9 protein-coding genes are annotated in these 15,848 nt (G+C 61.1%); all 9 read right to left on the bottom strand.

Annotated elements, in window-relative coordinates; genetic code table 11:
- Window positions 1-11: 11 nt before the first annotated feature.
- Complete coding sequence (locus AC1D2Q_RS19050) at window positions 12-1,262, bottom strand: metallophosphoesterase family protein (RefSeq protein WP_477814184.1); 1,251 nt, start codon at window positions 1,260-1,262, stop codon at window positions 12-14.
- Window positions 1,263-1,288: 26 nt separating this feature from the next.
- A complete protein-coding gene (locus AC1D2Q_RS19055) occupies window positions 1,289-3,157 on the bottom strand; it encodes a c-type cytochrome (protein ID WP_477814185.1) in 1,869 nt (622 codons plus the stop codon).
- Between the two features lie 131 nt (window positions 3,158-3,288).
- Window positions 3,289-6,741, bottom strand: a complete 3,453-nt coding sequence (locus tag AC1D2Q_RS19060) for a GMC family oxidoreductase N-terminal domain-containing protein (protein WP_477814186.1) — start codon at window positions 6,739-6,741, stop codon at window positions 3,289-3,291.
- Between the two features lie 1,692 nt (window positions 6,742-8,433).
- The gene (locus AC1D2Q_RS19065; RefSeq protein ID WP_477814187.1) at window positions 8,434-9,000 is read right to left on the bottom strand and encodes an N-acetyltransferase family protein; all 567 of its coding nucleotides are present in this window, start codon (window positions 8,998-9,000) and stop codon (window positions 8,434-8,436) included.
- Window positions 9,001-9,099: 99 nt separating this feature from the next.
- The gene (gene etfB / locus AC1D2Q_RS19070; protein WP_018928786.1) at window positions 9,100-9,876 is read right to left on the bottom strand and encodes an electron transfer flavoprotein subunit beta; all 777 of its coding nucleotides are present in this window, start codon (window positions 9,874-9,876) and stop codon (window positions 9,100-9,102) included.
- Window positions 9,877-9,891: 15 nt separating this feature from the next.
- Window positions 9,892-11,112 (bottom strand): electron transfer flavoprotein subunit alpha, encoded by a 1,221-nt coding sequence (etfA, locus tag AC1D2Q_RS19075; protein WP_477814188.1) that lies wholly within the window; start codon window positions 11,110-11,112, stop codon window positions 9,892-9,894.
- The gene (dgcB, locus tag AC1D2Q_RS19080; protein ID WP_018928784.1) at window positions 11,112-13,061 is read right to left on the bottom strand and encodes a dimethylglycine demethylation protein DgcB; all 1,950 of its coding nucleotides are present in this window, start codon (window positions 13,059-13,061) and stop codon (window positions 11,112-11,114) included. The genes etfA and dgcB overlap by 1 nt, the downstream gene beginning before the upstream one ends.
- A 145-nt stretch (window positions 13,062-13,206) precedes the next feature.
- Window positions 13,207-15,267 carry a dimethylglycine demethylation protein DgcA gene (gene dgcA / locus AC1D2Q_RS19085; protein WP_086944436.1) on the bottom strand — a complete coding sequence of 687 codons (2,061 nt, stop codon included), beginning with the start codon at window positions 15,265-15,267 and terminating at the stop codon, window positions 13,207-13,209.
- A gap of 15 nt (window positions 15,268-15,282) precedes the next feature.
- Complete coding sequence (locus AC1D2Q_RS19090; protein WP_477814189.1) at window positions 15,283-15,813, bottom strand: DUF5943 domain-containing protein; 531 nt, start codon at window positions 15,811-15,813, stop codon at window positions 15,283-15,285.
- Window positions 15,814-15,848 lie beyond the last annotated feature (35 nt).

Raw genomic sequence — 15,848 nt, forward strand, 5'->3', positions numbered from 1 at the left:
GCAACGCACAATTACTGTAATACCGAAGACCACCGCACCGACCCATCCTCGCCAATAAACGTCTCTTCGATGTTCTCCCCCACCAGCCGCACCTTCACATAACCGTTCAACACCCGATCCGGGTACGCCTTATCCCGCGCATTTTGCGTTTCCGACCACAGCACCCGCGAATGCCCGTTCAACTCGCTGGCATTGCCGTAAGGAATCGCCCCGTGCCCGGCGCAACGTGCATGCAGCCCACCCTGGGTGGCGTAGCAGATGCCGTTGTGCAAATGCCCCCAGTACCAGTAATCCGGCTCGCGCCCCAAGGCATCACACACCGGCTGATACAACGCCGTCTTGTCATGCCCGGTAATGTCGAAGCCCTGATGATGACTGAGCACCATGATCTTCTTGCGTTGGGGCAGGTCTTTCATCCAGTCGATCTGCTGTTTGTTCAACGCACCGTCCATGTACAGGTTAATCGGATCCGAGGCATAAGCCGTGTCGAGCCCGATCACCAGCCAGTCATCGTTGTACAACGCAAAATAGCTGGTGCCCTGTTGCGCCGGGAAACGCTTGGCCAGTTCCTTGAAGTAGCCATGGGCGCCGCTGTACATCTCGTGGTTGGAGTTGAGGGTGAACGAGCCCTGCTTGCCCATCGGCCAGCCGACCATGTCGACGTCTTCCTGGGAGCGAGTGCCGGCGTAATACACATCCCCCAAATGGATGGTGAAGTCGGCCTGGGCCAGTTGCATCTGATTGGCCACCGCTACTGCCGGGGCATGGCTGTCGAACGGCCCGGTGCCCCAGTCGCCGGCGATGGCCAGTGTCACGTCACTGTCCATGCGCATCAACGCCGGGTTGGTGGCGAACGGTGCGTGATGCCGCAGGTTCTCGATCCACTTGAGCAGCGCTTCGCTCCACAACAGATCCAGCAGCTCCCATTTGCGACAACCGAGCAGGCTGCCGTCCTTGAGCACTCGGGTTTGCAGTTCGTCTACCGATTGCGGCAACGGGCTGGCGTTGCCGATGTGCAGGATCGACAAGCCGTGTGACAACTCCCACGGCACACTCGGTTGATCGTCCGGCAAGTCGCCGTGCTTGAGCACGTATTGCGCCTGATCATGCCCCCGTTGCAGCAGCGCGACGATGGCCTGGTACTCCTCCGGTTCAAGCTCGCTGACGAGCTTCTTCCAAGCCATTTCCAGCCGCGTGAACAGCCCGTGCAGGCGCACCTTCACCTTGTCGTATTCATGTTCCCAATGACTGACCAATGACATATCGACTTCCTCCATCCGTAGTGGGATCACAGGGTTTTCATGAACTCGATAAGCGCCCGCTTATCGAGTTCCGACAACTGCGTGCCGTACAGGTGGCCACCGTTGTGGTTGCCCTCCAGACGCGTGTCGTATTTGAAGTCCGCCGAGGCTTTCACCTGCTCGCCACTGGTGACGAAGCCGACCTTGTCCTTGTCGTAAATGTCGGAACCGGTGAAGAACACCTGCGGCCGCAGTTCCGGTGGTTGCAGCAAATCCCACAGGGTCGGCACCGAACCGTTGTGCAAGTACGGCGCGCGCAACCAGATGCCGTCGGTGGGTGTGTTGCTATAGCTCTGGGTCTTGCGGTAGGCACCAAAGTCGAACGGCGGTTTCTTGAAGCCGTGGAAAGCCGTCACCAGCCCCGTGGTGAACGAGTTCAGCCGATGGGGATCGGTGCCCAGTTCATCAATAGTGGTGGTGACCTGACCGGTGTCGGTGCGACCGAAGTCATGGCAACTGGCGCAATTTTTTTCCCAGACCGGCTTACCCCGGGCGACCTTGGCCTGATCCAGCGCGAACGGCCAGGCCGGTGCCTTGTGGCCCAGCAGCCAATTGGTCACCCGGTTGAAGCTGTCCGGCAGCACCGACTCCGGTGTCGCGCCCACGGCCATGGCCGCCGCGTAGTTGCGCTCATGGATGTCGTTGTTGTTACCGTCCCAGTGCAAGTACAGCGACTCCCGGGGTTTCTGGTTCCAGACTTGCGGCAAGTCGACGGTGCCGATGGTCGAGTCATCCGGGAAGCCGAACACCACCATTTTCGTCGGGTTGAAGGTGTCGGTACGCCCCGGCCCTTGCGGTGCGCGCAGTTGCTGCCAGGCGTAGGCCTGCTTCTGTTTGATCAGCGCGCTGGTGGCCATCGGGATGATCAGATAACGGTTGTACAGCCGCTCGAAAAACCCAAGCTGGAACTTGCTGTTGATCGCAGTCATCACCGCGTCGGGAGTGAATTTCGGGTCGCTGGCGCAATCGTAGGCGAACCACTGGAAGGCCTGCAGTTGCAGGGTATTGGCCGGCGCGGAGGCCACCGGGGTAGCAACGTCGCTGGCATTGGCGCGGTAGGAGCCGGTGTGGCACAAGGCGCAGTTGGGCTCCACGGTGGGGTAGCCGATCTGCCGCTTGGCCATGCCGATCGGCAGGTCCTTGCCGTTCTCGTAGAGGAAACCGAACACTTCGTAGCCGCCGGGCTTCGGCAGTTTCTCCGGGCACATCTGCGGCAACACGGCGAACAGGTAATAGGGAATCCGCGCTTCGATGCCCAAGCCGATAGCGGCGTACTTGTAGTGGTCTTCGTCGGAAGCRTATTGCTCGGCCGGCACCACTCGCAGCATCTGGTACCAGGTTTCGTAGCTGATAAACCCAAGCGCCAGCACCACGACCAGTGTGGCGACCTTGAAGCTGTGCCGCTTCCAGCGTCGCGCCCACGCTGCGCACCACTCACGCCAGCCGTCGCGAAGCAACGCGAACGGCCGATTGGCCGGCGCGCTGCCCAGGTACAGCAGAATCCCCAGGATCAGGAACATGCCCAGATCGCCCAGCAGCATCGGCACAAACACCTGGGCCTGGTTGCTGGTGTTGATCAGGTAGATCCAGAACGCCACGGCGACCAACCGCGACAACACGCACAGCCACGAATGCACCACATATTTGGGAGCATTGAAGCCTGACGGCATGTAAAACAGGCTGATCCCCACCAGCAACATGCCGGCGTTCTCCAGCCAAGGATCGGAGAGCTGAGGAGGCATCCCGAGCATCGAGGTCAGCAACGCCGGCGCGAACAGCGCCGGAATCGCGAAGACCATGTTCATTGCGATGCCTATCCAGATGAAGCGTTGAAACCAGCGGATGTAACTGTCCATGGCATCCCTTTCCTTTTGTCCATTTCAAGCGCGACACCGCCCCGTAGGAGCTGCCGCAGGCTGCGATCTTTTGCCTCTAAAAGATCAAGATCAGAAGATCGCAGCCTGCGGCAGCTCCTACGGTGAGTGCGTCAACCCTGAGCGGTTTTCTCCAGGTGCTGCAGGATGATCGGGTACACATCGACCACCGCGTTCTTGCCGAACATGCAGTCGATATGCCCGTAACCCGGTACCACATGCCGGCTGTAGCGCTCCGGTCCATGGACTTTGCACACGCGCTCATAGGTCCTGAGCGTGCTTTCGGGCAAGTAGCACTGGTTGTCTTCGCCGCTGATGAAGCAGATCGGCATGGTCAGCCGGTCGAAGTGCGGCATGTAGACGTCCTGGCCCTTGAAGTCCACCAGATGGCCTTTGCGCAGGATCAGCGCCAGGTGCTCGAAGGTCTGTATGTTCGACTCGCCGAACAACTCGTGCAGGTTGTCGTGCAGGGTTTCGTTGAGTGTGTCGTGGCGGTACAGCGACGCGTACATGAAGGTGATGCGGTGGCACACCGGGTTGGTGCAGTAACCTTGAGCCTCGATGCGGGCGTAGATGTTGAGGGCCTTGTCGTAGAGTTTGTTGAACCAGCTCTCCTTGTTGTCGGCATACGCGGTGAGGGATTTGATGCCGATGGCGTCGAGCATCCCCGGCAAATGCAGACCGGCCTTCAGCCCCGTTGCGGTGGCGACCACCGTGTCCGCGGCGATCTGCGAACAGACCACCGAGCGCACGCCCTGCAAACCGGCCAGCAGCGACATGAAGAAGGTCGTCGCGCCGTAGCAATGCACCACGCACTGCACGTCAGCGGCGAGGGTTGCCTGCTGGATATGCTCGATGGCGGCCTTGAAGTCGTACTGGGCAATCTGGTCGCCGTTCCATTCGTGTTTGCTGGCCGGCAGCAGGATGCTGACCCGGAAATCCAGGAGCCAGACGTCGTACTCGTGCTTGCACAGGTATTCCAGCAGATTGGTCTGGATAGTGTCGGTGGAGAAAATATTCGAGCCCACCCCCAAACCATGCACCAGCATCACCGGCCCCTTGCTGCCGCCCTGATAACGGGTCAGGCGTAGCTGGACGCTGTCTTCGGTCTGGAAGAACTGCACGCTTGGCGTCGGCGCATCCAGCGGCCGTTTCTGCCGGGGCGGCGCATCGGGGTTGAAGTAGATATCGCCGGCGAATACCCCGCCGTAGCTCTCCCACAAGATGCCGGCGAAGAACTTGCCGAACCGCGCCAGCCCCTCAATGCGCTCGCGTTCGTTGCGTGCATTGAGCACCTTCATGGTGGTCATCTGCTTGGCAAAATCGGCCGGCTCGATGTGCATCACCCCCGAGCCGATCACTTCGCCCGTCTTGTCCGGTCCGCGATACAACGTCACGTAGAGCGTACTGGTGTCGTGCCAGACGTTCAGCACGCCGTTGTCTTCGGGCACGGTCTTGAATGCGCTGAAGTAATAATCGCTGCCGTCCTCGGCGGTCAGTTTCATGTCGTAGTTCATGTGCCGCACGCCGACCTGTTCCTGATACTCCTCGAACAGATTGAACACACCATTGCTGGCGGTCAGCGGTTCGGGCGACAGCCCCGGCGCATCCAGGGTACCGACCAGCGTCGCGGCGTGTTCCGGCTCCTTGATCATGCGATTGAGGTCGTTGGCGGTGATGGTCAAGGTGAACTCGATCGGAGAGTTATCCGACTTGCCGCGTTTGGCCGCCGCTTCGTAGAGTTTTAGATCGGTGCCCTGGGGCTGGGTGAAATCTTTGGAGAAATAGCCCTTCATGGTTTCGGTGAACTGCACGCCGAGGGTCGGCGCCACCACCGGCTTACGCGGTGCCGAGGGCAGTGTGTAGTCGATGTGCCACCCGCGATCGGCGGCCAGCAGGCCCATGTTGCGCTCGCTCACGGCAGAGATGGTCAGCAGCGGATTGACCGCCAGTGAGGTCGGGATCACCGCGCCGTCGGCCACGTACAGCCCGGCATAGACATCGGTGCCGCTGACGCCGCTGAACACCTGGCCCTTGTGGTTGACCACGCCTTGCGCTGCATCCTCACCCATCACACAACCGCCCAATGGGTGCACGGAAACAATGCTGTGTTTGAGCAGCTCGGTCCAGATCGGGTTCTCAACCCAGATCCCGCCCAAGGCCTTGGTGCTCTGGTGCAGGCGCTCGTTACCGATCTTGACGTTCTCCTGCTCGCCAACGCCCGGCCAGTCGATGCGCAACTGATCCTTGCTGTCGAGCACCATGCGCCCCTTGCCGTCGTCGTGGCTCATGATCAGGTAGGTCTGCATGTTGTGCAGGGCGCCGTGGTACGGGCCGCGCAGGAAACTGTCGGTTTCACGCTCCGCGTACTTGAGCTTGCCGGTGAAGCTGTCATCGGTGGGTTTGCCGATCAACCCGGCGAATGTGGCCATGCTCGGCACCATCGGCCGGCCCAGCGCGCCGGGGATCGAGCCTTCTTCAATGACCATGCGGCTGCGCCAGTCGCCTTCGGTGCGCATGTCGATGATCGAGGTGATGCACGGGCCGACCGGTTTCATCTCCTTGGCCGGATGGGCGCCGAAACCGATGCCATTGATCGTTTCATCACAGTTGTGGCCGAAACCGAGGATGTCGCCGTTGCCGCTCATGTTTTCGCCAAGCTGATTGGACGTCGACAGGCCTTTGTCCCGAGAGCGCAGGAGGATTTCGGTGGAGCCCAGGGTGCCGGCAGACACCACGACAATGTCCGCCTTGACGAACAGCGTCGGCGCGGAGAATTTCTCACGGCCGCTGTCCAGGTATTGAAAGTGCACGATCCAGCCGTCGCCGTCGCGCTCCAGATGCCGCACCTCGGCCTGGCAGAAAATCTCCGCGCCGTGGTTCCAGGCATCCGGCAGGTAATTCATCAACGTGGTGTTCTTGGCCTTGTTGTTACAGCCCGAAACGCAGTCGCCGCAGTGGTTGCACGGCAATTGCTCGACGCCGACGTGGTTGAGGTTGTTCGGCAGTTTGTCGAAAGTCACGTTGATCGGCGGCTTGTAGAAGTGCGCGCCTTGCTTGAGGTAATCGGCCGACTTCTGGTTAGCCTCGAGTTTGGGCAAGGTCGGAGCGGTTTTCGGATAGGGATTGGGCTTGAGCATCTCCCGAGCCCGGGCGTAACCGTCCTTGAGCAGCGTGTCACGATGTTCACGTACCGCCTGCGGCCAACGCGGGTCGTCGAACACACCGGGCTCCGGTTCCAGCGCGACGTTGGCGTTGATCAGCGACGTGCCGCCCAGGCCGCAACCGACCACTACGTTCTGCTGGGCGTTGACGTGCAGGTCGAACAGCCCGGTGCGCGAGCCGATGTGCCCGTCCGGGTCATGCACTTGCAGCTCTTCAGTGGCCGCCAGCATCGTATTGGGGTATTCGCCGGGCTGGATTTCCCGGCCTCGCTCCAACAGGCATACCCGCTTGCCGGCCCGGGACAGGCGCGACGCCGCGATCCCGCCGCCGTAGCCGGAGCCGATGACGATCACGTCGTAATGTTCCTTGATATCGCTGATGGGCGTGGCGATCCGTGTCATGGGTCATTTCCTCTCAGGCAGATGGAGCAACTCTGCGGTTGCCTGCAATCGATAGACGAACAAACGCCTGGTCACCGGGCACGGTCGGGTCTCAATGGCAGCGGCGTTATGGCATAAGGAGACCAGGCGCTATAGACGAGCGCGCTGATTGGCGGCGCGACGATGAATCCGCTTGTGCAACGAGGTGGCGGATGTCGGGACACAGGTCACGCAGGGGCTGGGGTGCGAATGTGGCTGCGAGCGATGTGGCTGGCTATCCATCACGCGTTCTCCCTGAACCAGATGTGGATAAGCGATGGCTGTCCGTGTGCCATGAGAGTGAAGACAGGCGACAGATCGAAGTCAAGGAAGTGCCTTAGAACTGTATGAAATCTGATCTATCGCGTTCCGGCCTATACGGGCCGTGGCTTACAGGGTTCAGCGAACAAGTTATCCACATCTCCACCCACAGCAAATGGGGACAACGGCGGGTGACAGGCTAAATCTATTCACAAAAACCGAAGAAAAACCGTGACTTATCCAGAAGCAGGGTTTTAGCCAGGCACTGGTTGTTTTTTAATCAGAAGCTTACAGGCCACGTTTTACATAGCGTGCAGGGGATGGCGAACACCTTATCCACAGAAGCACCAACAGACTTTGGGGGCAACTTTGCGGTCTCTGTGGAAAACCGCTCAAACCCGCGAGGATTCGGGGTTTACGGGACGATTAGCGGAGGAAAACGCCGAATTGAACAATATTTGATCAATCCACTGAAATCCGCGATCTGTATGGCCTGTAGCGGACAGCGAACATCTTATCCACAGAAGCGCCAACAGAGATTGGGGGCAAGTGCCAGCCAGTGAGTGACGTTACTCTGTGGAAAAAGCCCGAAAAAACCGTGGCTTAGGCTGGTTGTTTTTTGTACGGAGGGCTGCAGGGCTTGATTGGCATGGGGTGTGGCGAGGGGCGAACATGTTATCCACAGAAGCGCTAACAGGGATTGTGGGTAACCCAGATACTTGCCCCGCATCTACGGTATCGGGAGTACATATCCATTTCTGCGGTAACGACGGCTGGCGGTTTCGCTCTTACAGCGAGTCACTTTGGAAAAGCCCCAAAGTAACCAAAGGGCTCTTGCCCCTTTCGTTCGGTGCCTCGCCTAGGCTCGGCATACCCTCGCTCCGGTCCTGCTCCGTGGGCCCGCCGCCATCGGCCATCCATGGCCGGGGGCGGCTAACCCGGCATCCATGCCGGGTTGCCCACTGCGCAGAACCTCCACTCGGCCTCTCGAGGGGGCGGTGCGTCAAAATCAAAAGCAAGGCGGCCTACCGGCCGGCCTGATCTCACGTGCACACATTTCCCTGTAGGAGCTGTCGAGCGAAGCGAGGCTGCGATCTTTTGATCTTGCTGTGGCTTCTGCTTTGGCTTTGGATCTGCCGCCCCTTTCCCAGAGGCCGAACGCAGGCGTTGCGCAGGGGGCACCGCGGCAAGGATGCCGCGGTAGCCGCCCCCGGCCATGGATGGCCGATGGCGGCGGGCCCCCGGAGCAATGCCGGAGTGAGGGCATGCCGAGCCTAGGCGAGGCACCGAATGGAGGGGCAAAAGCGCTTTGGTTACTTTCGCGCTTTTCGAAAGTGACTCGCTGTAAAAGCGAAACCGCCAGCCGCCGTGACCGCAGAAACGGATATGTACTCCATCAAAAACGGGAAGCCCCTAAGCCCGATGCATGAGATAGGCATCACCCGTCACCCGAATCATCGGATGAGGAACGACCTGACAAGTTTTGACGATCCCAAAACCATGGCGCTCATAAAAACGCCGGGCCCCGGTATTCGCTGCATAGTCGATCAGGCTCAGGCCGTTGAGTTCCAGTTGATCAGCGCGATGTTGAGCGTGCTCCAGAAAGCGCACACCCAGCCCCTTGTTTCGCCACCCCTCATGCAGGGCCAGGCTCGAAATATAAAGGGTATCGGGGACTTCCATGTCGGCGTAAGGCGCCAGGACCGGATCAGTCACCGGAGCCGCCAACGGATCGTGACGCGTCACGTAACTGTGCATCATGCCGATGACCCGCCCCTGTGCCTGCGCGATAACGCAGTTCTGATAGGAGAAATCGACATCTTCACGGGCGTAACGAATGGCCCCCACTTCCAGCAGATCCTGCCCGGGCTCCGCCAGCTGGCTCCAGATGTAATCCGAAGCGCCCTCTGACGAAATCTGGAACAAACGGGCAATCTCGCGCGCATCCGTGCGCAATGCCGGACGAAATTCAACTTCCATTGATGTAACTCCCCAGAATACGAGCGACCTTCTTAGCGTGCAGGTTGATGCGTCACAACCGGCCAGGCCAACGGTTTTATGACCGGTTGTCGCTATCGCTCAACCCTGACGGACCACGCCTTCTTCAATCAGCAACTTGAGGATGGCTTCAGCGCCCGCCTGCGCGGTCACGCCCTTGAGCACTTGCCCACCGCCGCCACTGGCCTTGGCCGTCGCGGCTTTCATGCGGTCGGCACCGCTCTTGGCCTTGATCACTTTCAAGCGTTTGGGTCGTGGCTTGGCCGGTTGCAGCGTGGCCACCGCCAGCAGTTCATCGTCGACCACTTCAACTTCATCGGCCTGCAACACCCCGCGTCGCGCCGGACCGTAGGCACTTTGTCGAGGCTTGGGCGCTGCGTTATCCACAGTCGCCAGAAACGGCAGGCGCACTTTCAAGCGACGGCGTTGACCGCGAGGCAAGGCTTGCAGTACCAGCGCCGAACCACCGTCGATGGATTCGACTTGCGCCAACCCCACCACCAGCGGCCAGCCGAGGCTTTCGGCCAGCAGGAACGGCAACATGCCCGAGCCTTCACCGGTTTCCGCCTGGCTGCCGGTCAACACCACCTGCGCCCCGGCGTCACGCAAATAGTCGGTCAACGCTGGCAGCGCATCTGCGCCGACCGGTTGTTCCAGCACATGCAATTGTTCCAGGCCCATGCCCAGATAGGCACGCAGCGCCGGTTCCGCAACGTCGCCGGCGTGCAGCACTTGCAGGTTATCCCCAGCCAGTTGCAGACCCAGCTCAACGGCCCGCGCGTCCTGCTCGGCGCGGCGCGGCCGGCCGGAGGTCGGGTGGGCGCCGATGGACACCAGGCTGATGATTTTCGTGCTCATAACCCTTTCCTTCCCTTAAGCCGCATCGCGCTTGGCGTCGTTGCGGTAAGCCTCTACCGCATCGATCAAGGCTTGAAGAATCTCGGCGCTCTCGCCGATCACCGACAGGTCGGCCCGTTTGATCATGTCGCAACCCGGATCGAGGTTGATCGCCACCACCTTGTCGCAGGCACCGATGCCTTGCAGGTGCTGGATCGCCCCGGAAATCCCCACCGCCACGTAAACCCGCGCGGTTACCCAGGTGCCGGACGCGCCGACCTGACGGTCGCGTGCCATGAAACCATCGTCCACCGCCACCCGCGACGCACCTTCGGTCGCGCCCAACGCTTCGGCCGTCCTGTGGAAAAGTCCCCAGTCCTTGACCCCGTTGCCGCCAGAGAAGATGAACTCGGCTTCGGCCATCGGAATCGCCGCCGGGTCCACCGCCACCGCGCCCAGATCTTCGATCCGCGACAGGCTGCGAGCGACCGTTGTGGATAACTCCACCGGCAACGCTTCGTGACGGGTTTCGCTGACCGGTTCGGCGCATTCGGCAGCCGCCAGAATCAGGCGTGCCACTGGCCGCGCAAGGTCCTGCAAACCGGCACCGGCACGGCCGATGCACTCTTGATCCTTGACCTGCCAGACCCGCGTGGCCGGGCGTTCGCCCAGTGCGGCAGCAAAGCGTCGACCCAGCTCGCCGCCACCACTGCGGCTGTCCGGCAGCAGCCAGTGACGCGGGCTGAACTGGTTATCCACAGCCCGCAGGCCCTGGACGCGTTGTTCCGGTGCATAACCGCTGAATTCGTCGCCTTCCAGTACCAGCAAGCGGTCAACGCCAGCCGTGGCGAAGGCGTTTTCCTTGTGCTCACCGAAGACCACCGCCAATACCGCGCCGTCCTTGCCGGCCAACTGATGGGCCAGGCCGAGCAAATCGCGGTCGTGGCTGCTCAAGCGGCCGCCGACCATGTCCGGCACCACGCTGATGTAGAACGCGGGTGCAGCCACTTGATGCAGCGGCAATTGCACTTCAACCGTGGCCGAGCGTTTAGTCGCCCCGCCTTGCTGAGCGCCACTGCGGTCGATCCGTTTGATCCCGTTGGGACCGATAAAACCGATCCCGTGAGGATTCTTGCGGATGACGCCGTTAGGCCCCATCCAGCTGTGTTGCGCCGGTTGCATGGCCGCGTGCAGCGGGTGCAGACGGTTGCGGGCGATCCATTCAGCGCGAGGGTCGCGGCGGATAATGTCGCTCATCAATGCACCTCCGCAGGTTCACGTTTGGCCGGTGCCGAGGGCTTTCCCGGCGCGGCGTCTTCGAGCAGCGCATCAGCCACCAGTTCGGCGATGTCCTTGATCAACGGCCGTGGCTCGACCACGCCCTCAAGCATCGCGGTGCACTGTGGACAACCCACGGCCACCAGTTCGGCGCCGGTTTCGCGGATGTCTTCCATGCGCATGTCAGGGATCCGTTGCTTGCCCGGAATGTCGGTGATCGGCGCACCGCCACCGCCGCCGCAGCAGCGCGAACGGAAACCGGAACGCTGCATTTCCTTGATCTCGATGCCCAGGGCGCGCAGCACTTCGCGTGGTGCCTCGTATTCGCCGTTGTAGCGGCCGAGGTAGCACGGGTCGTGATAAGTCACGCTGTTGCCTTTGTGCTGACCGAGGTTCAGTGCGCCTTCGCCGATGATCTCCGCCATGTAAGTGCTGTGGTGCTGCACGAGGTAGTTGCCATCGAAGGCGCCGTATTCGTTTTTCAGCACATGGAAGCTGTGCGGGTCGCAGGTGACGATGCGGTTGAAGCGATATTTGGCCAGGGTCTGGATGTTGCGTTTGGCCAACAGCTGGAACGTCGCCTCGTCGCCCAGACGCCGAGCCACGTCACCGCTGTCGCGCTCTTCAAGGCCCAGCACTGCGAAGTCGACCTTGGCCGCTTTCAGCACTTTGACGAAGGCGCGCAGGGTGCGCTGGTTGCGCATGTCGAAGGCACCGTCGCCGACCCAGAACAGCACGTCGGTGGTTTTCTTTTCGCTGAGCAGGTTCAGGTTCAGATCCGCCGCCCAGTTCATCCGCCCGCCCGGCGCGAAGCCGCCAGGGTTGTCGGTGGCGATCAGGTTTTCCAGGACTTCGGCGCCCTTGTTCGGGGTCGCGCCTTTTTCCAGGGTCAGATGGCGGCGCATGTCGACGATGGCGTCGACGTGCTCGATCATCATCGGGCACTCCTCGACACAGGCACGGCACGTGGTGCAGGACCACAGGGTTTCAGCGTCCACCAGACCATTGACGATCGGTTGATGCGGATTACCGGCGTGCTCACCGATCGGCTTGCCTGGGTAGGGGCTGCCGGCGAACTTGGCATCGGTGCCACCGGCCAGACCGACGACCATGTCCTGAATCAGTTTCTTCGGGTTCAGCGGCTGGCCGGCGGCGAACGCCGGGCACGCAGCTTCACATTTACCGCACTGCACGCAGGCATCGAAGCCGAGCAGTTGGTTCCAGGTGAAATCCTTGGGTTTTTCCACGCCCAGTGGCGCGGTCGGGTCGTTCAGATCCAGCGGCTTCAAGCCAGTGGAACGACCACCGCCAAACCGTTCAGAGCGACGGTGCCAGGCCAGGTGCAGGGCACCGGCGAAGGCGTGCTTCATCGGCCCGCCCCAGGTCATGCCGAAGAACAGTTCCGACACGCCCCACAGCACGCCGACGCCGAGGATCGCCGCCAGCACCCAACCACCGAAGTTTTCCGGAAGGATGCCCGCCACCGGCAGGGTCAACAGGAAGAACGACGCCGAGAATGCCAGCAGGCTTTTCGGCAGGCGCATCCACGGACCTTTGGACAACCGGGCCGGTGGGTTGCGGCGGCGCAGGAACACAAAGATCGCACCGACGAACATCACTGCCGTCATCAACAGCAACGCATAACCGAGAATGCGGTTATGCAGGCCGAAACCGTGAACCAGAATCGCCAGGACAATGGACGCCACCGCACCACCGGCCGTGGCGACGTGAGTATTGGCGATGTATTTGTCCCGCGCGACGACGTGGTGCAAATCGACCATGTAACGCTTGGGCATGGCGAACAGACCGCCGATCAGGTCGACTTTCGAAGCCCGGCCCTGACGCCACATAGCCACCCGCCGCAACGCGCCCAGGACAGCCAGGCCCAGGGCAGCAAACAACAGGATTGGAAGAAGGGTGTTCAACATGTGGAGCTCCCACCAGTACATCTTGGAGAAACGCGGTCGGCGTAGGAGCTGCCGAAGGCTGCGATCTTTTGATCTTCATGAGGCGCGACATACCAAGATCAAAAGATCGCAGCCTCCGGCAGCTCCTACAGGGGGTTAGCCCGGCTTAGAAATCCTTGCACAACCGCAACGCGTCATAGATCGCCGCGTGGGTGTTGCGCTGGGCTACGCAGTCGCCGATGCGGAACAGCAAGTAGCCGTCGCCCGCCTGGCTCAGCGAAGGTTGTGGCTTGATCGCGAACAGGGCTTCGATGTCCATCTGGCCTTTGTTGCGCGAGCCTTCCTTCATGGCGTAGTAGATTTCTTCGTCCGGACGCACGCCGTTCTCGACGACCACCTGGTCCACCACCCGCTCCTCTTTGGCGCCGGTGTATTCGTTTTCCAGTACCGCCACCAGCTTGTCGCCTTCGCGATAGACCTTTTCCAGCATCATGTCGCCGGTCATGATCACTTCTTTCGGGTACATGCTGCGGTAGTAAGTCGGGAACGACGTACCGCCGATGGCCACGCCCGGCTTGATGTCGTCAGTGACGATCTCGACCTGGCTGCCCTTGTCGGCGAGGAAGTCGGCCGTCGACATCCCGGTGAACTCACAAATGGTGTCGTAGACCAGCACGTTCTTGCCCGGCGCCACTTTGCCGTCGAGGATGTCCCAGCTGCTGACCACCAGGCCTTCAGCCGCGCCCCAGTGCTCGTTCTGCTCCAGGAACGGATGGCCGCCGACAGCGAGCACCACGACGTCCGGACGCAGGTCGAGAATGGTCGCCGCATCCGCCGCTACGCCCAGGCGCAGGTCGACTTTCAAACGCGCCAGTTCCAGCTGGAACCAACGGGTGATACCGGCAATCTGGTCCCGTTGCGGGGCTTTCGACGCGGTAGTGATCTGCCCGCCGATGAATTCTTTCTTCTCGAACAGGGTCACGTCGTGACCACGTTCGGCCGATACACGAGCAGCTTCCATCCCGGCAGGGCCGGCACCGACCACCACGACTTTGCGCTTCGGCCCGGTGGATTTCTCGATGATGTGCGGCACGCCCATGTATTCACGGGAGGTCGCGGCGTTCTGGATGCACAAGACATCCAAGCCCTGGTACTGACGGTCGATGCAGTAGTTGGCGCCCACACACTGTTTGATCTGGTCGACCTGGCCCATCTTGATCTTGGCGATCAGGTGCGGGTCGGCGATGTGAGCGCGGGTCATGCCGACCATGTCGACGTAACCGCCTTCCAGAATACGGGTTGCCTGGTTCGGGTCCTTGATGTTCTGCGCGTGCAGCACGGGAGCCTTCACCACTTCCTTGATACCGGCAGCCAGATGCAGGAACGGCTCCGGCGGATAACTCATGTTCGGAATAACGTTGGCCAGGGTGTTGTGGGTGTCGCAACCCGAGCCCACGACACCGATGAAGTCGATCATGCCGGTGTCGTCGTAGTACTTGGCGATCTGCTTCATGTCCTCATGGCTCAGGCCATCAGGGTGGAATTCGTCACCACAGATACGGATACCAACGCAGAAGTCCGGACCGACTTCCTTGCGCACAGCCTTGATCACTTCCAGGCCGAAACGCATGCGGTTCTCGAAGCTGCCGCCCCATTCGTCGGTACGCTTGTTGACTCGCGGGCTCCAGAACTGGTCGATCATGTGCTGGTGCACGGCAGACAGCTCGACGCCATCCAGGCCACCGGCCTTGGCACGCGCCGCGGCGCTGGCGTAGTTGCCGATCACCCGCCAGATTTCTTCCGGCTCGATGGTTTTGCAGGTCGCGCGGTGCACCGGCTCGCGGATGCCCGACGGCGACAGCAGGGTTGGCCAATGCTCACCGTCCCAGCGGGAGCGGCGACCCATGTGGGTAATCTGGATCATGATCTTGGCGCCATGCTTGTGCATGGCATCGGCCAGGTTCTGGAAGTGCGGAATAATCCGGTCGTCGGCCAGGTTGACCGACTTCCACCAGCCTTGCGGGCTGTCGATGGCCACGCTGGAGGAACCGCCGCAAATCGCCARGCCGATCCCGCCCTTGGCTTTCTCTTCGTAATACTTGACGTACCGATCGGTGGTCATGCCGCCGTCGGTGGCGTAGACCTCAGCGTGCGCGGTGCTGAGCACGCGGTTGCGGATGGTCAGTTTGCCGATCTGGATCGGCTGGAACATTGCTTCGAAAGCCATGGCGGGTTCCTCGACTTACAACGGCTTGACGGTGAACAAACCGTCGTCGTGGCCTTCTTCGGAGCCACCGTAAACTTGTTCGGCGACGGTGCGGATCTTGCTGCCGCGAGCAGCCAGGATCTGGTCCATGGCGCCGGCGAACCAGCCAGTGAACATGTAGTCGACCTTGCGCCCGACCTTGCCGTACACGTAGACGAATGCGGAGTGTTCGAGCTTGACGCTGGCGGTGCCTTTGTCGAGGTYGATGTCCTGGATCTTGAACAGGCCCCAGCCGCGCTGCGACAGGCGCTTCATGTAGTGCTCGAACACCGCGACGCCTTCCAGGCCGTGGCATTCAGCTTCTTTTTCACACCAGTGCCAGGCGGACTTGTAGCCGGCCTTGTAGAGGATTTCGGCGTAGGCGTCGGCGCCCAGCACTTCCTCGATGCCCATGTGGTTGTTGACGAAGAAGTGACGCGGCACGTACAGCATCGGCAGGGCGTCGGAGGTCCAGACACCGGTTTCGCTGTCGACTTCGATTGGCAATTGCGGGGCGATCTTGGCCATGGAAACTTAACTCCAGAAAATTCGTTGTGTTGCCC

Source organism: Pseudomonas sp. P1_A1 (assembly GCF_056406935.1).

Coding starts and splice junctions, on each gene's coding strand:
- AC1D2Q_RS19050 (WP_477814184.1), bottom strand. CDS start 1,262: ATGTCATTGGTCAGTCATTGGGAACATGAATACGACAAGGTGAAGGTG.
- AC1D2Q_RS19060 (WP_477814186.1), bottom strand. CDS start 6,741: ATGACACGGATCGCCACGCCCATCAGCGATATCAAGGAACATTACGAC.
- AC1D2Q_RS19065 (WP_477814187.1), bottom strand. CDS start 9,000: ATGGAAGTTGAATTTCGTCCGGCATTGCGCACGGATGCGCGCGAGATT.
- etfB (WP_018928786.1), bottom strand. CDS start 9,876: ATGAGCACGAAAATCATCAGCCTGGTGTCCATCGGCGCCCACCCGACC.
- etfA (WP_477814188.1), bottom strand. CDS start 11,112: ATGAGCGACATTATCCGCCGCGACCCTCGCGCTGAATGGATCGCCCGC.
- dgcB (WP_018928784.1), bottom strand. CDS start 13,061: ATGTTGAACACCCTTCTTCCAATCCTGTTGTTTGCTGCCCTGGGCCTG.